Source organism: Blautia sp. OF03-13 (assembly GCF_003460685.1).
GTDB lineage: Bacteria > Bacillota > Clostridia > Lachnospirales > Lachnospiraceae > Fusicatenibacter > Fusicatenibacter saccharivorans.
The window spans coordinates 26,456-47,976 of sequence record NZ_QTVR01000010.1 but is presented as its reverse complement, the minus strand read 5'-3'; the positions used below and the strand labels follow the sequence as shown (position 1 = coordinate 47,976).

The window sequence follows — 21,521 nt, the reverse complement described above, 5'->3', positions numbered from 1 at the left end:
ATATTTCTATGCATCTTTTTTATTTACATCACATGCTTCCTTAAAATCTTTGCATATTTTTTCTTCAGATATACCAGATAAATGAAGTGAAAGTTTCACTATCAAACAATCCCTCACATCATCATCCTTCACTTTGTCACACAAATTAATTGCATCTTTAACATTAGAATCTTTTGTTAATTCTTTAAAAAATTCTGTGATCTTTTCATTTGCCCGATTAGACAATCCATAAAACAACGCAGAAACCGCTTCTATAACAATTCCCGCGATTATACCTGGCCATTCAGTATTACTTGTTCTTGCACTAATTATAATTCCGAAAACAATAACCGCAAATCCTAAAATACTTCCACAAAAACTAAGTCTAAATGCCCATTTTGATTGATTTAACCATTGCTCATGATATCCTCTCTTCGCCTTATCCGGAATCCAATTGTCCTCTATTTTGAAGTTGTTTTTAGAAAATCGCTTATTAATTTCATTGCTGTTATCAAGCTTAAAATTTTGAGTTACTTCTTCCCTTAGCGGCATACATTACTCCTTTAATAATCCGGCAATCAGTGCATTTACAAATACTGTGTTTCCACAATTTGAACATGTCACTGGAATAACAGGCGTAATAGCACTGTTAGGGCCTAACACAAAATTTCCATCATTAAATTCTCTCAATTCAAAAATTTTGTCCGTTACATTCCATACTCCTTCTCCACATAAAGGACATCTTGCACCATGCCATTTATCATTTAGATAATCAATAAGCTCTTGTCCGTCAATTTTTTGCATTGTTTTTCTCCCAATATATATTTTTGTCCATTTTACCACCTTATTCATATTTTTTCTAGCCTTTCCTCACAATAAAACGCCCTGCATTTCTACAGGACGTTTCAAAAGAAGTATATGGGAGATGATTCTCCAGTCAATGGAAAGCTGGAATGGTAGGAGTCGAACCTACGACATATTGATTAACAGTCAATCGCTCTACCTGCTGAGCTACATTCCAATAGCACTTCCTACCGTTTTTTGTAGTTATGGCACTACATAACTATAAAATTCAAGCAGGCCTTGTCAATCTCTCTAAGGCGGTGCATCGCTCTCAGTTCAGATGTCTGGGGCTTCGTTCAACATCGTACATCATTCGGACTTTTTCCATGGGCTGATGCTGCCCAATTCAACGGTCAAGCTGTGACACCTGACCGCCGCTCAAAATACATGCAAGGAGATTTTTAGGAATGATCCCTTATCCATTCTCTGGCTCTTACACTATACCACACATGCAGTATGTCATTCTATGTCATCTTGAAGTTCGTCAACGCCATCCCATGAATTCTATGTATCTGTTTCCAACTATAGCCCATTCTCTCCGCAATCTGCTCCCACCGCAGCCAATGAATATATCTCAATCTCAAGACTGTTTTTTCAGTCTCATTCTGCATCTGTTCAATTTCCCACGTAATCTTTCGCCGGATTCTGATTCTCAACTCCATCTGATCTTTCAGCTCCGTCAGCAGCTCATCAAGCTGTGCTGCATACTCTGAAAGATCCATGCAACTGCTCCCGTGTGGCATCCCATCTTGGATCAGTGCCGGAAACATTTTATTCATCCGCAGATCATCGATTTCTTCCTGAATCTCTTTTTCTGCCAATTCTGCCGCATGGTATCTCTTCAGGTATTCTTTTTTCTTTTCATTCTCTTCTTTGTACTGCTCCATGGGTACCACCTCCCTGTCATTTCCATTAACATCCTTTCGTTCTGACTCCTAATCAGCATTATGTTTCCGCTTTCCGTGCTGTTCGTTCCACTTCTTTAAATATTCTTCCTGCTCCGCATCTTCTTCCGGATCCTTTGGACGCTCTGTCCGGTTCAGTAGCCACGCCGCCGCGCCGATCATCCCTGCGCAGGCAAGCAATATTTCAATAATTTCTCTCATACCCTATCCTTTCCGTAAGATCTCAAGTCTTACTCTATCCCATTCATCCAACAATGCCGGAGGATAACCTTCTTTGCACTTTTCCGCATTTCTTTTCAGTCTGCAGATTCCATTTTCTCTCGCAACTCTTCCGACCGTAGTTTCCGATACCCCTGTTCTGTCCACAATCGTTTTATACATTTCACCCCGTTGCAACATCTCAAGAATCATTCTCTCCATCTCTTCTGGTATTTTTCTCATTTTCCATCCCTCACAAATAATTCCGGCCGAATACCTCTCTGAAATTTAATTCCGGAAAGTTTTCTTCGAATGCTTTCTGCCCCGCCTCCTGCAGATAGCAGTTTGCCGCTCCTGCCGGATCCTGATGCACGGCTCTGGCGGATGTCCGGTGGCATTCCGGGCAGATATATACCTTTAATCCATACTCCTCAGATAAATGTCTATTGGGGCCGCCAAAGATGTGGTGCTCTTCAAGCACCGTCTTCCAGCTATAATCCCCCCCTCTTGCGCAGAGATAGCAGATCCTACTCTCCTTATTCTGCAATAAGCTCTCCCTGTGCTTTCTTCTCTTCTTTTTCTTTGTTGGTTTCGGAAATAACATTCTCTTCGCTCCTCCTGCTTACATAAATGGAATATCTTCATCGACACCATCCGGGATAGTCATGAAACCGTCCGTATTTGTCTGCGGTGTTGCGCCCTGCTCCCGCGGACGTTCCGCGTTCTTACCCTCTGCAAACTCCTGCTCTTCCACAACCACATCGGTTGTGTAAACCTTCCTGCCTTCACGGTTCGTATAGCTTCCGGTTTGGATCCGACCGGTGATGGCGATCTTCGTTCCCTGACGCAGATATTTCTCTGTAAATTCTGCCTGGCGTCCAAATGCTACACAACCGATAAAATCTGCTGTTGCATCGCCGTCTCTGTGGAATCTGCGGTCAACAGCCAGTATGTAACGGGCTACCGCCGTAGAGCCATCTCCCGAAGAGTATCTGACATCCGGATCTCTGGTTAATCTTCCCATCAATATAACTTTATTCATCGCTTTTTCTCCTCTTTACTATTCTTGTATCACGGATTCGAAATGCTCTCTGTTCTCTCACTTCCGCATCTGATTCCAAAATTTCTTCATCTATGAGTTCATTAATATGTTTTTTCGCTGTTGACACCGATATACTCAATGCATCCGCAATTTCTTTATAGCTTGGTGCATATACATGCTCCATGATATACTTCGCAACATAACGGTATACTTCTTCTTGGATCGCTGCTCCTTCTTTTCCTTTATGCATTCGCACTTCCTTGTTCCTGCTCAAAATTCATATCCCCTTTCGTCAACTGGCTTCTGTATCCACTGATACAATCTCTTCTGATCTGTCAAAACATCCGCCGGAAGATATTTTGAAAGATACACTGACAGTCCCCAGGCGGTAAGGGTATCAAAATAATCTTTTCTCGGCATTGCCTTTCCGACCACTTCGATACTTTCTGTTCCCGGATAGTCCTCTGGCATGTTCATCTGCCCTGGCAGCTGCTCCATATCGCCCTCTGTTGCTTCCGGAATACCGGTTTCTGCTTTTGAAACGGTCTCTTCCGTTCCCGCCTCTTTTCTCTCATTCTTTTTTGTTTCCAAAACCGGCTCCGCTTCTGTATTTACAGGCTTTTCCGGCGTTTTTAATTGCGCCGGCGCAATTCTGTTTTCGGACGGTTTTCCAGGTGCTTTTTCTTCTCCTCGGATCTCATTCATCCCTTCAGATGCTTTTTCCTGTTTTCTTTCCTGTTCCACACTTTCCCTGCTTTTTTGAGCTTCTTCCCGTTCTTCTGTCCCTTCCACCTCTTCTGCCTGCCATTCCTGGCTTTCCAGTATTTTTCTGGCAATCTGGAAAAATTCTGCCCAGCTCATCTTTCGCGGTGTCTGGCCAAACTGTTTAATCTGGATGTCGTTCTCGTACATGGCCATGAAGAACAGGCCCATCCGGAACGTTTTGGTCCCGGATGGATTGACGATTTCCGCCATCTTCTCGACTTCTCCGGCCGCATACGCCTCGCTCTCTTCCAGTTCTTTCGCAATTTCCCGATTGGTTTCCAGGAATTTCAGCACCAGCTTTTCCAGCGAGTCCGCTTTTTCTGGTTCCGGCTCTGCCTTGTTGAATCGTTTCAGCTCCCGGATATCCTCCTTTGGCAGTTCTGGCCGTACCATCTCCAGATCACTGTCCGGCATGGAAAGCATTTCGGAAAGTTTGCTGCTCCCGATCTGGGCAAACTCCGGCCGCAGGCGGTCCGAATAGCCTGCCACACTGAATTTCCGGTTGATGTTTATGAATCTGGAAATTGTCGAAGCGCTCAGTCCATATTCCGCTTTGGCAAATTCCGTTATCGTCTCGTATCCATCTCTCTTGTACAGTTCCTGCTCCTCGATCGTCCGCAGTATGTAACCGATCCGCACAAAGCTCTCCTGTACTCCGATCAGATCCTGTTTCAAACTCTCCTTCATAGCCAGCCAATCATCCAGGGTTAATTGTGTATACTCTTCCATCTCTTCCTCCTATGCTGTTTTGATCGTGATTTTTTCTGTTTCCGCCAGCGTTCCATCTTTCAATTTCCGCAGGTATTCTTTCAGCCATTCTCTCATGTGATTTTCGTCTGGCTTTTTGTCATAAGCTCCATACCACTGCAGGATGTTTTTGCCTGCAGCACTGATTTCTACTGTGATGTACGGCGTTTCCGGTTCTTCCTGGAAGCGCAGCATCAGGATATAACTTGTCCCTTCATTGTGTTTCGTCAGATAATTATCTCCTCCTACGCAGTGATGCAGGATCCTTCCTTCTGTCACAATTTCTTCTGCGGATCTTGCCGGCCGGATCAGGTATGTATCATCCTCATAGAAAAATTCTTTTCTCAGTTTTCTGTACTGCTCCCTGATCTCCGGATATTTTTCTTTCACTTCTTTCAGTCGTTTCTCGACTTTTTCCTGGTTGATTTCCGCAACCATCTGGTCGTGGGCGGTCTGAAGTTCTCTTGGCTGCTGATATACACTGTTGTGTAAATCATAGCCCCTTTCTTCCCTCATTCTCAGATAGTCTGTGTAAGTAATCGCTGTTCTCCGAATCTTGTTGATTGCCGTGCTGCACTTTGTTCCATATTCGCATCCGGCATACTTCGCAATTCGGTTTAACATTTTTTGCACAGTCATGTATCTGAGGGCAATTCCAGCACTGTCAGTTCTCAACCCCGTTTCGGCCATCTGCTCCACCTGCTTTTCTGTCCAATGCTGATCCAGTCTTTTTTCCGTCTTCATCGCATCCAGCAATTTCCCGTTCCCACCTGTCCGTATAAGCTGATCCGTTCTTTCTCTCTGGATACCCAGGAAATCATCCAGGCGTTTTGCATTCTGATCCTCTATCACTCCGCATTCCCCTCTGGTTATTCTCCTTACAATTTCTGTCAGGCCCATCTTTGACAGTATCTCAAGCTGCGGAATCTGCTGGTATCTTTCCAGATAATCAATCGGGTTTACTTTTCCCCCTTTATCGGCATATTCTTCCAGACCGCTGTACCGGAATGCTGTATCCTGCATTTCCCGATAGGTTTCTGGCAGGATCTTCCCTTCACCTATTACGATGTTTGATAGTCCTGCAAGATTGCAGTCATCCCAGTAATCTTTCCCTTCGTACCAGCTGTGTTTTTGATAGTCGATCTGAACTTTTTCCCCTGGTTTCAGATATGCCCTTGCTATTTCTATCCCTGACAGTTCTTCGCATGCGCCTTGCATTTCCGTTCCTTTTTCTCCGGCAGTCAACTCCAGTTCCCATCTTTTTTCTACTTCTATGTAGCGCAGGACGATTCCATTTTCTTTATATCTCTGTCCCAGAAAATAAAATGCTTGCTTCCTGTATGTTCCTTTTGCCTTCCCCTGGCATTTATACTCCCCAAGTGTTCCACACATCGGGCATTTCCCATATTTTCCTTCTTTTGGCTCCTTTACCATCCTCTGGAACTGACTCTCATAGGAAATCCCGCTCTTCCATCTGGCATCTGTCACTCCTCCGCATTTGCTGCAGGCGATCTGTACCCAGCTTCCGTGTTTTTTGTAATACAAATAATGCAGTTTTCCAAAGCAGGTCTTGTTCGCCCAGTCCAGGATTCTTTGTTCCGGCAGTTCTTTCGTATGGTTGATCCGATCCTGCAGTGCTTCCGCTCTTCTCTGGTATTTTCTGTCTGCTGTTTTTCTTCGCTCTCTCACCGTAATATCGTCCTGGTATTTTTGGATATATTCCCACCAGTGTTTTTCGCTGTAAATTTTATTTTTGCAAAAATTCCGAATTTTCCCCAAATCTTTCTCATTCTGCAAAATGTTTATTTTTTCCTGTTCTCTCCAGCCGTTTCCCTCACCTGTTTTTTCCCAGATTGTCCGGCAATAGCCGCCATTCGGCATTATCTTTTTTCTGTTCCACTCGCCTGTTTTCGGGAAATACGTTCCAAAATCATTCTCATTAAGAGCAATGCGTACTTCCGGTATATCTTTTTCATTTTTCTCATTTTTGTACACCTCTAGAAGCAGATGTTCTGCTCCGCCGATGATCTTTGTTTCGGCAACCCCGACATATTTCACATCTTTTTTTCTGCTTGTTTTTTTCAATCCGATATACGGGATTTTTTCAATTGCTTTTTTCTTCATCTGCTCCGCCTACTTTCCCAGGTAATATTCCCGGATGATCTTCTTTGCGGTCGCCATCCCCGGCTCTCCGTGTGTTACCCTTCCTGCTGTGATTCCAGCCTTTTTCAGCAATTCCTTGTCGATTTCCGTCTGGTGCTTGAAGGACCACTGCAATATTGCTCCGATGCAGCCTTTTAAACTTTTCCCTTTTTTCCGCACCTGGAAGGCAATCATCTCATTATCCATACACTGTGCTTTCATGTACTCCACCCAGTCCGCCATCAGCTCCTGCGGCTTTAGCTCTTCTGCTTCCACCTCGATTTTTCCAAGCGCTGCCGTCATAGGATCGCACAGTGCCGGAATCTCTCCGCTGCAGAACAGCTCTACAAAATCTGCCGGAATCCCATTTTCTTCTGCCAGCACTTCCAGGCTTTCTCTGTCTCCCTCGTTAAACAGGTTCTCCGCCAGTTCATTGATTTCTTTTGCAGAACTCATTTCTCCAAATCTTTCAAACATCCTATTTCCCTCTTTCCATTTTCTCCATCTCGCTCTGCAGCCAGGCACTGTACGCGTGCCGTCCCGGAGCGATCGTGATTGTATGTATTTTGACTAATTTTGCCAGCTGCTCCCAGTCTTCCCGGTATTTGATCGGCTCCCCTTTTGCATTGGTGAATCCATTCAGCTCCCACGCCGGGAGCTGATGTAGCAGCATCTGCATAACCCACTCATCCGCTGCATGAATCGTGATCCGGCTCGGCTTTTGATATCGGCGAAGCGCTTTGATCAGAACCTGCAGCGTAATTCCATGCATTGTGCCAGTCGTCTCACCCAGTTGGTATACTGTTCTCCCTCCCGGAGCTTCCAGCACATAACCCCACTTACGTTTTTTTTCCTGTGGTGCGTTTATGCTTGTCTCGACGTAAACGTCGGTCGCCATCATAGTCTGTTCGCCTCCTCTCCAGACGGATCATCGTATACTGTCTGTATTTGTATCCGGTTACCGGGTTATATCCCTCATAAATCTTTGCTATGTAATACCCTTTGCGGGGCTTTGTCTCCTCCTGCCAGCGGACAAGTTTCTGAATTTTCGGCTCCGGCAGCGGCATATTCCTTGAAGTGTTATAGCTCGTTTCTTTTAACCGCGGCTTCGCAGCGTCCCCGTTCGATTTATGTTCGGTCCGGTGTTCGCTCTTGGTCAGATAGCTGGCGATCTGGTAAAAATCTTCGCTGTAAAACTGACTGTTTTTGATTTCGCACGACCAGACACCGCCTTTTCCCCATACCTGCTGTAAAATACTTGCTGTATCCCCAACCTCGTTAAGAACAATGTGGATATGCCAGGCTCCCTTTGTTCCCCGCTCAATATTCCGGATCCAGAACAATTCATATCCCCGTTTTTGATATTCCTTCCGCACTTTTCGGATTGTCTTTTGAAAATCTTTCAATGCCTCTTTCATATTGGGTGGCCTCTTGTCCTGCCGGTATGTCAGCGTTGCAAGACAGTCGCCCTCATGGAAGTACGTCATCATCCGCAGCTGGCATCTCCGGATCTTCTCTCTCTCGTTTGCCTGCCGCATCTGCTCCTCTGTCGGCTTTTTCTTTTTCTCCCGCCGCTGTCCCGGCGCTCCATATCGGCCATCGTGGAACTCTCTTATCTCGAGGATGTCTCCCCCACGAAGCCTGTATTCTTCCCGCTTTGTTCCCATCTGTCTGTCCTATCTTTAATATCTTTATCGAGTCCGAAAAGGGCTTGTCTCTGCCCTTTTATATCCCGATTTTTTGTTAAAAATACAGGCGGGTTTCCCCTCCCGGTTTGACATTTTTACAGCCGGGTGGTATATTTATCTTGTCGAAATAAGTATGCCATCCGGCTACGGGCTCCTGCTTTTGGGCAGGAGTTATTTTTTATGTTTTTCTTCGTCCTGGTCCTCATACCGACCCAGCTTGTTGACCAGATCGCCATACGCAAAAATAGAATTCATCTGAGCCTCAAGCCGGAATGTTCCGGCGCGATCCATCCAGATACGGTATGTTCCATCTGGATTCTTTACCGTCAATCTCTCTTTTTTCATTCTACGTTTCCTTATCCTTTCAGTGATCCGTTCCGGATCCACGCCACAAACACTGCGTCCCGGCGCTCTTCTTCTCGTTCTTCCCGCTCCTCGCGGCACTCTTCAACGTAATCACCGATTTTTTCGACCGCCAACGCCACTAAGAACATTCCAGCTCCCAGGCGGCACGGCCCCACAAATCCGAGTCCACGCCGCCGATGTAGATCCATGTACCAACCGCGCCGACCGCCAGCGCCGCTTTATCTGATCTCTTCATTTCTGCGTCCTTTCATACCCCATCGACTCCACCGCGGCTTCCATCCGCTGGCGAACGATCTCTTTTGCTTTCTCTTCTCCGAGTTCCTCTGCTGTATACTGCTGTCCTCCGATCGTGATCCGAGTAACAACCATGATTTCTTTCATAAGGCATCACCTCTTCCTTATCTCCTTATCGTATGCAACCCGGCTCCGTAATGATTTTCTATTGATTCATAACCATTTTTGAGCTATTATGTAGTTGCAAATTGTTTTTTGTATTCGTCCCATGGGAACTGGTCCTTCCTGTGGGACTTTTTTCAAAGACATCATTAACGCGAAAGGATAAACGATACCATGCGCTTTTTAGCATTATTTCTTTTGGTTGTTGCATATAAATTTCTTACAAATTTAATGCATTATTTTAGAATCAAAAAACTACAAACATATTTTTCTGAATTTCTTGAGCATAAACGCAGCGATATGAATCTCTATCGTCAAGAAGTACTTTCCTTGTTTGAAAAAGCTCATGTCAAAGATATAAAAATCCCTGTATCCGAGCATATCGGAAATCGAAAAATTGTTTCAGGAAATGTAAGTACCTTCTCTATGTTTCCGAGCACACGAACCGAATTTTCTGTCACTGTATTAAACATGTTCGAAGAGGCAGAAGGCGTGTTCCGCAAAAATATGCTTGATAGTTTTAATCCGTTTTACTGGATTGATTTAATCGTTTTCCTACCAAAATCATTACTGGCTTATATTGGAATATCCTCTGAAGTTACCGCTTACAAGATATGCAATGTCCTATTTACCTTCATCTGGTGGATACTCGGAATTCTTGTTGTTTATTTCAAACCCCAACTCCAAGATTTCGTTATCAAACTGGTGCGAAATCTTTAAAATGAATTTTGACAATATAACAAGTCCTCTTGCATTCCCAGTCTCTGCTATTTTCGCTTGTGAAGATAGCAGATTTTTTATTGCCTGTTCTCTTATGTATGATCCGTAATTCACCTTCATCATCTCACCCCCTCTCAGTTATCATGGCATCCTACTTGCATTTAGCTACACTATTGTTTAGTTTTCTAAACATTTAAAGTAAAAAAATACGCTGGCATTTCCGAAAAATCAATTCCAAGCACCTCACATGATTTAAATATCTCATCTTGCGAAAACTCTAGCTGATTATTTAATCTTTGGCTCAATGAAACACGTCCTATTCCGAGTTTTTCAGCAAATACATCCTGTGTTCCACACACTTCTTTGATCTTTCCTCGGAGTTTATCATATTTCCACTCCATTCTTTTTTCTCCTTTCTTTGTTTAGTTTTCTAAACTACTTGCAGTATAATCCTATTATTCAGATTTGTCAATATGTTTTTTTTAGTTTTCTAAACCTTTTTTCACTTTTTAAAATAAAAATGTTGCGTTTTCTAAACATTTATGATACTATTCACCTATAAGGAGGTATACATTATGGGTACAACTTCTCAGCGTATTTTGACTGCAATGGAATTAAGAGGATTTAAGCAAGCTGATCTAGTCGAAAAAACAGGAATAAGTAAAGGTGCTCTTAGCTCTTATATTTCTGGTAGATATACACCAAAGCAAAATAATATCTATTTAATAGCAAAGGCTTTAGATGTTAACGAAGCGTGGCTCATAGGCGCAGATGTCCCGATGGAGCGGCAACTAGATCCAGTTCTCGCCCCTGCTCCTCTTCCCGCCGATCAGAAGCAACTGAATGACATCTACACACAACTTGACTCTTCCAATAAAAAGAAAGTCATAACTTACGCCACAAATCTCCTCTCCACCCAGCGTATGGAATACGAGCTACAGGCAGCTCACAATCAGGGTGCTACTCCAGAGCAGAAAAAGCATGCTGACGATATTATGACGGATCCTAAAGAGTGGGAGTGATTATTTGACTTACGAAGACTTACTAATGGAATCAGATTCCATGAATTTGATTGTAAAAGAAAAAGATATTCCAGGCTACGGCGGACGTATTTGCAATAATCGAATTGCTATTCATAAAGGGCTATCAAGTCAATCTGAAAAGGCCTGCGTTCTAGCTGAGGAACTTGGACATTATCATACAACGTATGGGAATATCCTTGATGAAAGCGACATTTCCAATAGGAAGCAGGAACTTCGGGCAAGGGCTTGGGGATATGATAAACAGATTGGCCTGTTTGGTTTGATTAAAGCATACGAACATGGCTGCAAAAATCAGTATGAGATCTCCGAATATCTTGATGTGACAGAGAAATATCTGAATGAATGTCTGGTTTACTACCAGAGTAAATATGGAATGTGCAAATCTATTGATAATTATGTTATATATTTCATACCGAATTTGATTGTTTTTAAAAAATTATAAAATTGAGGTGATAATATGGGATTTTTCGATCTCTTTAAAATAAAAAAAGCTCTATCCCCTGAACCACTTGATAACAAATCTATTTTCCCAGAGCAAATAAATTTTTCTCAGTCAGCAAAAGCCAGTGATAACTATTGTCAAAAAATTTATGATCTATATTACAAGGATTATCCAGAAATGCCTTTTATTTCCAAAGACCGTGAGCTTAATACTAATTGGTTTGAACAGGCCAAAACGTTTTCTCAGCAATCCCTTGTCTCTAAATCAATGATGAAACGCTACTCCGATGGTTTGTTGCCTGGACATATTTATATGCTATATTGGTTAAAAAAATACAGTAATAAAAAAACACCTGCATATTTTGAATATGAATATGGAATTGACTTCGTAGCAGAAAAAACATTTTTAAAAAGAAATGGCTATCTTGACGAATTAGATAAGCCAACCCCGAAAGGAATTTAGCAATACAACGTCACTCATCCGTTATCGAAGAAAGACATCCTTCACCAAGGTATTCTGGAGTTCCTGATGCTTCTTCTCCTGTTATACTGCCTGTCGGCAGAAATATACCGAGTAGCTTAAACCATGGAATTATAACAGTTCCTTCGTCTGATAAAGCCCTAATTGAAAAAGAATTTAAACAACTAAATAAGCTCATTTCATTTGCTCTTAAACAAGCTCATTTGAGCAATCGTCTATCCATAGATACGAATAAATTTCTGTATTCTACAGATTTTACTTTTTATGAAGCATGTCCTTACACGCAAACGGGTAAATTGTCTAAATATCCTTTGTCCCTCCATTACGCATATGCTTCTCATAAAGATCTCAATCCTCCGCAAGATTATTTCGGGGAAATTCATTATATGCAAGACGGAAGCATCGGCAAAGCTCGTTTAATTTTTTGGCAAAAAAACATGGTTTCATGATACATCTAGCTAAATCAGGTGGAAAATTATCTGTAAAAAAAGTAGAAAAAATCACAGATGCTAAGTGGGAAACCATATATAAACTTTAATTAATCCGTAATTTTTTGAATTGTTAAACGTATATACATGGGATATTGTATCCCGCACAAAATACATTTCAAAAAGGAGAATGTCTATGAAAAAGGGTATCAAGCCGTGGCATCTTGCCATTGCACAAATCGTTTATTGTAGACTTCAGTATTCCAGTCAGCAACGACACTTGGCGATACGATAATTTTTTACTGTAAATGATATCTGCTATTAATATTTTCATGATGCCGATAGTATTTGCAGTCTTTTCAAAATTTATACTTACAGGGGGATCTTTATGAGATTCTTAGATATCTTCAGAGCATCAAAAATAAAAGCTGAAAACGAACAATTACATCAGCAGATCAAAGAAATGCAAGACAAAATGGATTCTCTCGGAATTACTGAATACATTCAGGCTTCTGAAAAAATTCGTTCCGAGAAAGAAGAGCTTGACCACTATGTTGAACAAAAGGACAAAGAAATTGCGGATGATAATACCACGATCAGTAAATTACAGGAGGAAATCACCTCTGTTTCCGAAAAATTGGAAAAGCTGACCAAGCAAGCGAAAACCATCGAGCGCAAACTGGCTCGATCAAAAGAATTATATCTCAGCGTCGATCATGCTATTCAAAATTTCTTTGAATCCGACGTACCTTATAGCGGTTGTAAACTCTCACAAAGGGATTTTGACGATTATGAGCTCATTTCTCCTTCTGTTACCCTAAAGCTTCACTGTATGGATGTAAAAGACCTGAGAAAAGCTTACCGAGAAAATGAAAAGCAGATAGACAAACTGCTTTCTCAATATTCTTCCAGATATACTACGAAGGCAAACAAATCCATTTACAGCCTTATGGTCATCGCTTTACGTGCTGAACTTCAGAACATTCTTTATAACCTTAAATATGAAAAGCTGGAAAAGTCCATTGAAGATGTAAAAAATGTAAGCGCAAAATATCTGAAAATTGCAGGTGAAGGAAACCAGAGCATCGCAGGCACTTTAACAAAATTTATCGGTGAAATAGAGTATTTGTTTATCAACGCTGTGAAAATTGAGTATAACTACTACGTAAAGAAAGAGCAGTCCCGTCAGGAACAGCTGGCTATTCGTGAACAGATGCGACAAGAAGCTCAGGAAAGAAAAGCTCTGGAAGCAGAAAAGAAGAAAGTAGAAAAAGAAGAATCAAAATATATTACAGAAATTGAAAAGTTGAAAAATCAGTTGGAGTCTGCAAGTACAGCTGAAACCGAAAAGCTGAATTCTCGTATTCTCGAACTGCAGGCTCAGCTTTCTCAGGTCATTGTAAAGAAAGAAGAAATTTCCAACCTTGCAAATGGAAAAGCCGGCAACGTATACGTAATCAGCAATCTTGGATCCTTTGGAGAAAATGTTTTCAAAATCGGCATGACAAGAAGATTAAATCCGCAAGACCGAATCGACGAACTCGGAAATGCTTCCGTTCCGTTTAGATTCGATGTACATAGCTTTATTTTCTCTGATGATGCTGTGGGCCTGGAAAATCGTTTGCACACGGTCTTAAACAATAAGAGAGTCAATAAAGTAAACATGAGGAAAGAATTTTTCTATGTTTCTATTGATGATCTGGAGAAAATAGTGACCGACATCGATCCGACTGCAGAATTCAATCGAACAATGGCTGCTGAAGAATATCGTCAATCGTTGTCTACTACTGAAAATTATTCCAGTGATTACATTTTATCTGATTCCGATGATGAAGACGATTGATAGACATAACTAAAAAACCGCCCCAGTGCGCCAACACCAGGACGGCTCAGTAACATTCCGAAGAATGATACCGTTTCTCAACAAAACATATTGTATCATCTTCGGAAACGTCAGACAAGCAGAACGTTTGTTTGGCATTTTTTCTTATATTCAAAATTGAAACCTTAAAGAAGGTGATATTATGTCAGCACTTAAAAATGGTGCTCTCTACATCCGCGTCAGCACCGCGGATCAGACCGAACTCTCTCCGGATGCGCAACAGCGTCTGCTTCTGGACTACGCAAAGAAAAACGGGATTGTCATCGCCAAAGAGTTTATCTTTGAGGAATCCGTCTCCGGCCGGCATGCGGACCGGCGGCCGAAGTTTCAGGAGATGATCGCCCTTGCAAAGCAGGACTCCCATCCAATCGACGTGATCCTTGTCTGGAAATACAGCCGTTTCGCGCGCAACCAGGAGGAATCCATTGTCTACAAGTCGCTCCTCAAAAAGAATAATATTGATGTAATCAGCATCTCCGAGCCGCTGATTGACGGCCCGTTCGGCACGCTGATCGAGCGTATTATCGAGTGGATGGACGAATACTACTCGATCCGTCTATCCGGTGAAGTTCTGCGCGGCATGAAGGAAAAGGCCCTGCAGCACGGCTACCAAACAACGCCATGTCTTGGATACCAGGCGGCAGGCGGCGGCAAACCGTTTGTGATCGATGAAGCGGAATACCAGATTGTCAAATACATCATGGACCAATATGATCTTGAGCATCTGGATCCGACGGCGATCGCCCGCAAATGCAATGATCTTGGATACCGCACCAGACGCGGAAATCTCATGGAGCGCCGCTCGATCGAACGTGTACTGCGTAATCCTTTCTACGCTGGTACTGTGGTCTGGAATGGGATCTCTTTCGATGGCACACACGAGACGCGGCTGGATCCGGCACGCTATCAGGATCGTATCAAGCGCATGGATGCCCGCAGACGCTCTCCTAAGAGCCGCAACCCATCAACCTGCCGCCACTGGCTCTCCGGTCTCTTAAAGTGTCCAATTTGCGGCGCTACGATGACGGTAACGGCCGGGAGCACATCTTGTCCGTACTTTCAATGCTGGAAATATGCAAAAGGCTTCCACAAGGGTTCCAACTCAATCACGGTTGCCAAGGCTGAGCGAACCGTCTACCGTTACTTCGATGATATCCTTGCCGGCGCGGACTTCTCTTTCAGCGTCCGGGACCGAAAGCAGGAGCAAAAAGACGATGAAACCATCCAGCGACTGCAACAGGCTCTTGACCATCTGGCTGTCCGCGAAGCCCGCGTGAAGATGGCTTATGAAAATGGGATTGATACGCTGGAGGAATACGGTGCCAACAAAAAAAGGCTCGCCGAAGAACGACAGAGCCTGCAGGAAGAACTGGACCGCGTTCTTACGCCCGCCGCCTTGCCGGAAACAATCTCAAAAGAAGATTTCCGGAAAGAGATAAAAAACATCAATGATATTCTGAAAAATCCAGAGGAACCAGCCGAGAAAAAAGGACTTCTGCTCCGCTCCATCGTGGATCGTATCGTCTACGAAAAGGCTTCCGGAACCATGTATTTCGACTTTTTCGTCTCCTGATTTTTTTCGAAAGTCCGCAAACCCGCATAAACACTGGATTTTTCCGTATCATCTGGTACGGAACTCCGGGCCACCGTACTGACTCATGATAATTTGGGCGATTTTGGGGTTTGGTGTCGTGATGTTTACAGGATACTCGAGGCGTTTTTCATAATTCCACATCCGTCAGCACCCTCCTTTCCGGTTGACTTCCCACGGCCATGGCTGCATAACCCATTCGAAAGAACGGCTCATGCGGTCGTTGGCGGTATCGATCGTGAGCGGGCCGTACTGTTCGGCGTACTGTTTCAGTGCTTCTTTTCGAAGCTCCACTTTTCCCGGAAAAGGCAAGTGCATCTTCATCCTCCGGGTGGGTGTCGAGGTAAAGGTTCATTTCAACAACAGCAAAGCTGACCTGATCAATCCAGGCGAGCAGCTTTTCGCGGGATGGCATCTGCGGCATCATAGGCACTGTCCTCCTCCCTTTCCACAGAATGGTTTACAGAGTTCCGGGAATAAGGTTCCATTTTTTAATGCAGCGGAAAGATCATAGATCTGTTCAAACCGCTGCATCGGAACGTACGCCATTGCAGGTATCATATGATCTACATGCTGCATTTTCCGCGGGAAATTCCTTGATTCCATCTTCAGTTCCATATTGTTTGAAGCGGCGCGGCGGTTCTGCATATTGTTCGCACCGCAGCAGCCGCGATTCATACGGGATGAATCCATACCATGTTCCTCTTTCATTTTCTGTTCTTTATAGAGTATGAAGAAAATAAGAAAGTGTCAAAAAAGGCAGCGGTTTCTCTTCCGCTGCCTTTCTGTCATACTAATGAAATTTTCATCAAAACTGCATCTCATACAAATGCGCATAAATCCCGCCCTTCGCGAGCAGTTCCTTATGTGTGCCTTCCTCCGCAATTCCATTCTCCGTCAGCACCAGAATCCGCTTTGCATTCCGGATTGTGGACAGCCGGTGCGCAATCACGAAGGTTGTCCTGTCTTTCGCCAGAAGTTCCAAAGATTTCTGGACGACTTTTTCGCTTTCGTTGTCGAGCGCTGAGGTTGCCTCGTCGAAAATCAGGATCGGCGGGTTTTTGAGGAATACGCGGGCGATGGAAAGCCGTTGTTTCTGGCCACCGGAAAGTTTTACGCCGCGCTGGCCGATATCGGTGTCGTAGCCGTCCGCCAGCTCCATGATAAATTCATGTGCATTGGCCGCTTTCGCTGCGCGGATGACCTCCTCATCCGTTGCATCTGGTCTGCCATAACGGATATTATCGATGATCGTTCCCGCAAACAGGTACACATCCTGCTGCACAATACCAATTTCATCGCGCAGATCCTTCAATTTCACATCGCGGATATCCTTTCCATCCAGTAGAATCCTTCCTTCTGTCACATCGTAAAAACGCGGAAGCAGAGAACAGAGTGTCGTCTTTCCGGCGCCGGAGCTGCCCACCAGCGCCACATAGTCTCCTGCCGGGACATGCAGATTCACATTGCTTAACACATTCTCCTTCGACTCCTCATAATGGAACGAAACGTTTTCAAAGGTTACTTCTCCCTGCACATTCTTCAGTGGCAGTGCATCCGGCTTGTCCTGGATGTCCGGTGCGATGCTCATAATTTCCAGGAAACGTTCGTAACCGGAATAACCATTCTGGAACTGCTCCGTAAAGTTCACCAGCTTTTTCACCGGATCTGTGCAGTTGTTGATGTACAGAAGAAAGGTAACCAGATCGGCCGCCCCAAGCTTCCCACCTGTCATCAGCAATGCGCCGACAATCAGCGAAATAACGGTAATCAGCGTCGAAAAGGCTCCCATTCCCGAATTGTAAATTCCCATATAGCGGTAGCTGACCTTCTTCGAATCGACAAAACGGTCATTTCCCGCATTGAACTTACGCATCTCCTCTGTCTCATTTCCAAACGATTTGACAACACGGATCCCCGAAAGGCTGTCCTCAATCTGGCTGTTGATATCCGCAATTCTGCGGCGGTTTTCCTTGAATGCACTCTTCATGCGGCTGTTCATCACTAACGCAAACAGCAGCATCACCACAATAACCACAAGCGGCACACATGCCAGCATCGGATTTACCACAAACAGAATAATCATCGCGCCAATCAGTTTGATAAACGAAATGACAATATCCTCCGGCCCATGATGTAAAAGCTCACTGATATCGAACAGATCGCTTGTGATGCGTGACAACAGATGGCCGACCTTCTGGTTATCGAAAAAAGCAAACGAAAGCTTCTGATAATGGCCGAAGATCTCGTTCCGCATATCATGCTCAATCCGCGCCCCCATCACATGGCCGTAATAGGCAATATAAAAGTTACAGTACATTTCAACCAGAACCATAGCAATCATCAGAATACCGAGGCGGATAATCTCACCCGTTGCCTGCTCCAGCGGCTTTTCCACAACCGTACTCGTAATATACCGTACAATCAGCGGAATCACCAGTGTAATGGCTGCTCCAAGCATTGCAAAAAACATGTCGTTAAAAAACAATCCCTTATATGGAATGTAATACCGCGCCAGCTGGCGGATTCTTCCCTTCTCTTTTCCGGTTTCTTTTTCTTTACTCATCCTGTCCTCCCTTTCCGTTGGAAACCATTTTATAATCTTTTCGGAACTCAGACGGTGATACGCCGCATGCCGTTTTAAATGATTTCATGAAATGCTTATCATTTTCAAATCCAACCTGTTTGGCAATTTCCGTAATTTTATCTTCTGTTTGAATCAACAGACGCTTTGCCTCCGCAATGCGGATCTCCTTCAGATAGTTCACAAAATTCACACCGGTATGTTCTTTAAACGCTGCTGAAAACAGCGAATAATTCATACAAATATGGTTAGATACCATTGCCATATTCAGATCTTTTGCATAATTTTCCCGAATATATGAAATTGCCTCTTCCATTTTTTCTTTTCCGGCTGTCTGACTTTTCAGGCTTTCCCTGTAAACGTGTATCCATTCTTCAAACGCATCCAGAAACAGATCTGCATCACGGTACTGCAGAGGACGCGGACATTTTTCCTGTTTTTCCGGCATGCGGTAAAAAAGATCCAGTTCTTTGCAGATTGCTTCCGTCACTGTCAGAAGCTGATAGGGGGAGACCCTCTGATGCGCCGCCTCAAAATACCAGTTCCGCATTTTTCGCAGCATAGTATCTGCCCGGTCCGTTGGCACCTGCAGAATAAATTTTTCCTGAAACTGTGCCAGCTCCGGCTTTTCCTCAAAACATTTTTTCTGATATTCTTCCACAGGATTTTTCTGTATAAATGCCATTTCCCGGGCCAGCAGTGCTTCCTGGTATGCCTCTGGAATTTCCATCACAGAACGATGTTCTTTTCCCACTCCGAGACAAAATCTCTCATCTTTTTCTTTCATGATCCGCTCTGCCTCCGGTTCCGGCAGAAGATACAGAACTCCTCCTTCTACGCCTTCCAGCAGAATTCCGCTGCATTTCGAAAACCGTTCCCCATTTGCCTTGCTGGTCAGCAGGATCCGGAAGCTGTCGTTTCCGATGTGGCGCCGGATCCTGCTTTCCATATCCATCCATTCTTTTTCTTCGGCCATTTCTGCATTCATCATCAGATAACGGAGCTGATTTAAAAAGCACCGTTCTTCCTCTTCTTCCGTTTCCCGGGTCTCCGAAAGCTCTCGTTCCAGATTTTCCAGAAGCTGTTCTATCGTCTCCCGCTTGATCGGTTTTAAAATATAGTCCCGAACTCCATGTTTCATCATTTCAACCGCATAGGAAAATTCATCATAGCCACTTAAAACAATAACAACAGGTTTCTGTGACAGCTCCTCCATTTTGTTGACCAGTGTCAGACCGTCCATTTTGGGCATACGGATATCAGTGAACATGACGTCCACCCTCTGTTTTCTCAAAATCTCCAATGCCTCTTCTCCGTTTCGACACTCCAGAATCTCCTCCACCGGCACGCTGCTTCGCCGGATCATCGCCACGATTCCCTGTCGAATCAATTTTTCATCTTCTACAACCAGCAGTGTATTCATTTTCTTTTTCTTCCTCTTTCTCGTCACCCTCTTGATCCATCGGAGAATATTTCCCCCTCGTGATGGGAAGATGAATGCTCACCTTCGTATAGCAATGCTCTTTTGTATAAACTGACAGTCCATACTCTGTTCCAAATTGAATGTGGATTCTGTCCTGTACATTCCGAAGCCCGATTCCATGTTTCGGCTGTGTATCTGAATTCAGGCGCATTCTTAGTTTACGTCTCAGAATTGCAAGCTGCTTTTCTGACATGCCTATTCCGGATCCGTGATTTCAATCTCAAAGCTCTTTTCATGCTCTATTCCTTTGATTTCAATGACGGCGTCTGCATCCAGCTCCTCAATTCCATGTGTGATTGCATTTTCCACAATCGGCTGAAGAGACATCTTGGGGATATCCTGCCGATACAAATTTTCCGGTATCTGAACAGATAATGTAATTGTGAAATCATACCGCAGATTCATCAGTTCCACATAGTTCTGAATATAATTCATCTCATCCTGAACGGTTACCAGAAATTTATTCCAGCGCATATTGTAGTGCAGCATTTCACCAAGTGCTGTTACCGCATCGGAAATCGTATACTCTTCATCAATCTCAGCCATCATCTTAATGGATTCCAGAACATTATAAATAAAATGAGCGTTAATCTGGTTCTGCATTGCCCGGATTGCCGTATCTTTCAGCGCTGCCTCCCTTTTGCTGCTTTCCTCGTTCTGTTTCTGAATTCTCTCCAGCATTCCGTTGATACCATAGCTCATTTCCCGCATCTCTTCTGCGCTGTAACAAACCTTTATCTTTGTTGTTCCATTGTCAATCTGACGCATCTCACACAGGACGTCATAAAACTCCTTCAGCAGGCCACGCACAATCAGATTGACCACCACAATCAGAAGCAGCCCGAAGCCGGCAAATTCAAGCAGCATTCTCTGCTGCTGTTTGATCATGTTTCCGGTTGCATCATCCAAATTGGTCAATGTTACAAACATTCCATTGAGTTTATCGACTTTCCGAAGCACAATTGCAACGTTTTTCCGGTCAATCACGGCGCTCTGCTGACTCTCTTTTTTGTCACGGATTCCTGCCCGGAACAGAATCAGCCCCCGATAGGACTGCCATTTGCAGGCCGCCGCTGTCTTCCCGCAGTCATATAAATTCCAATTTTCATCAACAAAACAGGCCCAGCTGCTGTCACCGGATCGATAGATTTCAGGAAATATGTCTGCCATACGCATGGATACCTCGATCACGCCAAGCCTTCCTCCGCTTTGATCCCGCAGCTCCCGTACATAAGTCATCAAATGGGAACTTTCTTTTTTTGTACCGGAGATAATATTTTTTTCCTGTATGTCAAAAAACCACTGTCCTCCGCCCTGATAGCTTCGGTACCAGGCGCAGTTTTTCATCTTTTCCTTCTGGTACAGGATCGGCTGCTGCTCCAGAAAACCATCTGCCATGGCAAAAATATGGATCTGGTACAGATCTGGCATTGCCTCCTGCATTTTATCGATTATGCTGATGCTGTTGTTTCGAAATTGCTGATAATAGCTCTCCGAGATCTCCTCTCCCCTCCTGAGATGAAGAAGATATTTTTCCAACGGTTCATACTCCTGCAGCGTATCTACAACCATTGAGCAGGCATTCGCTTTTGCATTCACCTCCGCACAGGTAAGATCTATTGCCGTTACTGCTTCATTTACCCCATGATCTATGGCATTCTTTTTGATACTCCTAAACCCAAAGCACATCATGCCAAAAAGCGGAATAAAAATAAAGATCAACGTTGTTGCGGTAAATTTTTGGTTCAGTTTCAGTCCGCGAAACCAGTTTCGCATTTTTCATCCCCCAGTTTTCTT

Annotated in this window: 29 protein-coding genes, 1 tRNA gene and 1 pseudogene; 6 read left to right on the top strand and 25 right to left on the bottom strand. The window is 43.9% G+C overall.

Going from position 1 to position 21,521, the window contains the following annotated elements; genetic code table 11:
- Positions 1–6: 6 nt before the first annotated feature.
- From DXA55_RS09380 to DXA55_RS17080, 17 genes are all read right to left on the bottom strand, one after another.
- Complete coding sequence (locus tag DXA55_RS09380) at positions 7–531, bottom strand: TRADD-N-associated membrane domain-containing protein (protein ID WP_117813908.1); 525 nt, start codon at positions 529–531, stop codon at positions 7–9.
- A gap of 3 nt (positions 532–534) precedes the next feature.
- Complete coding sequence (locus tag DXA55_RS09375) at positions 535–831, bottom strand: hypothetical protein (RefSeq protein ID WP_242998451.1); 297 nt, start codon at positions 829–831, stop codon at positions 535–537.
- Positions 832–927: 96 nt separating this feature from the next.
- Positions 928–1,000: transfer RNA gene (locus tag DXA55_RS09370), tRNA-Asn, on the bottom strand.
- Between the two features lie 286 nt (positions 1,001–1,286).
- Entirely contained in the window at positions 1,287–1,709 is a 423-nt protein-coding gene (locus tag DXA55_RS09365) for a hypothetical protein (RefSeq protein WP_117813906.1), read from the bottom strand.
- A gap of 48 nt (positions 1,710–1,757) precedes the next feature.
- Entirely contained in the window at positions 1,758–1,928 is a 171-nt protein-coding gene (locus DXA55_RS17095) for a hypothetical protein (RefSeq protein ID WP_158565070.1), read from the bottom strand.
- 3 nt (positions 1,929–1,931) lie between these two features.
- Positions 1,932–2,168: a hypothetical protein gene (locus DXA55_RS09360; protein ID WP_147342008.1), complete on the bottom strand. Its 237-nt coding sequence runs from the start codon at positions 2,166–2,168 to the stop codon at positions 1,932–1,934.
- 10 nt (positions 2,169–2,178) lie between these two features.
- Positions 2,179–2,529, bottom strand: coding sequence for a hypothetical protein (locus tag DXA55_RS09355; RefSeq protein ID WP_117813902.1), 351 nt, complete (start codon positions 2,527–2,529; stop codon positions 2,179–2,181).
- Between the two features lie 18 nt (positions 2,530–2,547).
- Positions 2,548–2,967, bottom strand: coding sequence for a single-stranded DNA-binding protein (locus tag DXA55_RS09350; protein WP_117813900.1), 420 nt, complete (start codon positions 2,965–2,967; stop codon positions 2,548–2,550).
- The gene (locus tag DXA55_RS09345; RefSeq protein ID WP_117813898.1) at positions 2,960–3,217 is read right to left on the bottom strand and encodes a winged helix-turn-helix transcriptional regulator; all 258 of its coding nucleotides are present in this window, start codon (positions 3,215–3,217) and stop codon (positions 2,960–2,962) included. The genes DXA55_RS09350 and DXA55_RS09345 overlap by 8 nt, the downstream gene beginning before the upstream one ends.
- Before the next feature lie 20 nt (positions 3,218–3,237).
- Entirely contained in the window at positions 3,238–4,461 is a 1,224-nt protein-coding gene (locus DXA55_RS09340) for a hypothetical protein (protein WP_117813896.1), read from the bottom strand.
- A gap of 9 nt (positions 4,462–4,470) precedes the next feature.
- A complete protein-coding gene (locus tag DXA55_RS09335; RefSeq protein ID WP_117813894.1) occupies positions 4,471–6,603 on the bottom strand; it encodes a PcfJ domain-containing protein in 2,133 nt (710 codons plus the stop codon).
- A gap of 9 nt (positions 6,604–6,612) precedes the next feature.
- Positions 6,613–7,098: a hypothetical protein gene (locus tag DXA55_RS09330; RefSeq protein WP_117813892.1), complete on the bottom strand. Its 486-nt coding sequence runs from the start codon at positions 7,096–7,098 to the stop codon at positions 6,613–6,615.
- Position 7,099: 1 nt separating this feature from the next.
- Positions 7,100–7,522 (bottom strand): RNase H family protein, encoded by a 423-nt coding sequence (locus DXA55_RS09325; protein ID WP_117813890.1) that lies wholly within the window; start codon positions 7,520–7,522, stop codon positions 7,100–7,102.
- Positions 7,461–8,288 (bottom strand): rolling circle replication-associated protein, encoded by an 828-nt coding sequence (locus DXA55_RS09320; RefSeq protein ID WP_199605775.1) that lies wholly within the window; start codon positions 8,286–8,288, stop codon positions 7,461–7,463. Before DXA55_RS09320 ends, DXA55_RS09325 begins: the two co-directional genes overlap by 62 nt.
- A gap of 192 nt (positions 8,289–8,480) precedes the next feature.
- Entirely contained in the window at positions 8,481–8,654 is a 174-nt protein-coding gene (locus tag DXA55_RS17090) for a hypothetical protein (RefSeq protein WP_158565069.1), read from the bottom strand.
- An 11-nt stretch (positions 8,655–8,665) separates the two neighbouring features.
- On the bottom strand, positions 8,666–8,803 hold the full coding sequence (locus DXA55_RS17085) for a hypothetical protein (RefSeq protein ID WP_158565068.1): 138 nt from the start codon (positions 8,801–8,803) through the stop codon (positions 8,666–8,668).
- A gap of 103 nt (positions 8,804–8,906) precedes the next feature.
- On the bottom strand, positions 8,907–9,056 hold the full coding sequence (locus DXA55_RS17080; protein ID WP_158565067.1) for a hypothetical protein: 150 nt from the start codon (positions 9,054–9,056) through the stop codon (positions 8,907–8,909).
- A gap of 189 nt (positions 9,057–9,245) precedes the next feature.
- Here DXA55_RS17080 and DXA55_RS09315 point away from each other — a divergent pair, with 189 nt between their 5' ends.
- Positions 9,246–9,791: a hypothetical protein gene (locus DXA55_RS09315; protein WP_117813888.1), complete on the top strand. Its 546-nt coding sequence runs from the start codon at positions 9,246–9,248 to the stop codon at positions 9,789–9,791.
- Between the two features lie 185 nt (positions 9,792–9,976).
- On the opposite strand, the gene DXA55_RS09310 is transcribed toward DXA55_RS09315, so the two are convergent.
- A complete protein-coding gene (locus DXA55_RS09310) occupies positions 9,977–10,192 on the bottom strand; it encodes a DUF739 family protein (RefSeq protein ID WP_117813886.1) in 216 nt (71 codons plus the stop codon).
- Between the two features lie 174 nt (positions 10,193–10,366).
- Here DXA55_RS09310 and DXA55_RS09305 point away from each other — a divergent pair, with 174 nt between their 5' ends.
- The 3 genes from DXA55_RS09305 to DXA55_RS09295 are packed head-to-tail and all read left to right on the top strand — an operon-like array spanning position 10,367 to position 11,738.
- The gene (locus DXA55_RS09305; RefSeq protein WP_117813884.1) at positions 10,367–10,813 is read left to right on the top strand and encodes a helix-turn-helix domain-containing protein; all 447 of its coding nucleotides are present in this window, start codon (positions 10,367–10,369) and stop codon (positions 10,811–10,813) included.
- Between the two features lie 4 nt (positions 10,814–10,817).
- Complete coding sequence (locus DXA55_RS09300) at positions 10,818–11,276, top strand: hypothetical protein (protein ID WP_117813882.1); 459 nt, start codon at positions 10,818–10,820, stop codon at positions 11,274–11,276.
- A 15-nt stretch (positions 11,277–11,291) separates the two neighbouring features.
- Positions 11,292–11,738 carry a hypothetical protein gene (locus tag DXA55_RS09295; protein WP_117813880.1) on the top strand — a complete coding sequence of 149 codons (447 nt, stop codon included), beginning with the start codon at positions 11,292–11,294 and terminating at the stop codon, positions 11,736–11,738.
- 10 nt (positions 11,739–11,748) lie between these two features.
- Here DXA55_RS09295 and DXA55_RS16970 read toward each other — a convergent pair whose 3' ends face one another.
- Positions 11,749–11,934, bottom strand: a complete 186-nt coding sequence (locus DXA55_RS16970) for a hypothetical protein (RefSeq protein ID WP_147342007.1) — start codon at positions 11,932–11,934, stop codon at positions 11,749–11,751.
- Positions 11,935–12,572: 638 nt separating this feature from the next.
- On the opposite strand from DXA55_RS16970, the gene DXA55_RS17305 reads away from it, so the two are divergent.
- Entirely contained in the window at positions 12,573–14,027 is a 1,455-nt protein-coding gene (locus DXA55_RS17305; RefSeq protein WP_199605773.1) for a GIY-YIG nuclease family protein, read from the top strand.
- Positions 14,028–14,208: 181 nt separating this feature from the next.
- Complete coding sequence (locus DXA55_RS09280; protein WP_117813877.1) at positions 14,209–15,639, top strand: recombinase family protein; 1,431 nt, start codon at positions 14,209–14,211, stop codon at positions 15,637–15,639.
- A gap of 63 nt (positions 15,640–15,702) precedes the next feature.
- Here DXA55_RS09280 and DXA55_RS19285 read toward each other — a convergent pair.
- From DXA55_RS19285 to DXA55_RS09245, 6 genes and pseudogenes are all read right to left on the bottom strand, one after another.
- Positions 15,703–15,801: pseudogene (locus DXA55_RS19285) on the bottom strand (manganese catalase family protein); the annotation flags it as partial.
- Between the two features lie 3 nt (positions 15,802–15,804).
- Positions 15,805–15,975, bottom strand: coding sequence for a spore coat protein CotJB (locus tag DXA55_RS18715; RefSeq protein ID WP_330415203.1), 171 nt, complete (start codon positions 15,973–15,975; stop codon positions 15,805–15,807).
- A gap of 105 nt (positions 15,976–16,080) precedes the next feature.
- Complete coding sequence (locus DXA55_RS09265) at positions 16,081–16,350, bottom strand: spore coat associated protein CotJA (RefSeq protein WP_242998449.1); 270 nt, start codon at positions 16,348–16,350, stop codon at positions 16,081–16,083.
- Positions 16,351–16,465: 115 nt separating this feature from the next.
- Positions 16,466–18,223 carry an ABC transporter ATP-binding protein gene (locus tag DXA55_RS09260; RefSeq protein WP_117813873.1) on the bottom strand — a complete coding sequence of 586 codons (1,758 nt, stop codon included), beginning with the start codon at positions 18,221–18,223 and terminating at the stop codon, positions 16,466–16,468.
- On the bottom strand, positions 18,216–19,664 hold the full coding sequence (locus DXA55_RS09255) for a response regulator (protein WP_022462703.1): 1,449 nt from the start codon (positions 19,662–19,664) through the stop codon (positions 18,216–18,218). Before DXA55_RS09255 ends, DXA55_RS09260 begins: the two co-directional genes overlap by 8 nt.
- A 255-nt stretch (positions 19,665–19,919) precedes the next feature.
- Positions 19,920–21,500, bottom strand: coding sequence for a sensor histidine kinase (locus DXA55_RS09245; protein ID WP_117813869.1), 1,581 nt, complete (start codon positions 21,498–21,500; stop codon positions 19,920–19,922).
- Between the last annotated feature and the right edge of the window lie 21 nt (positions 21,501–21,521).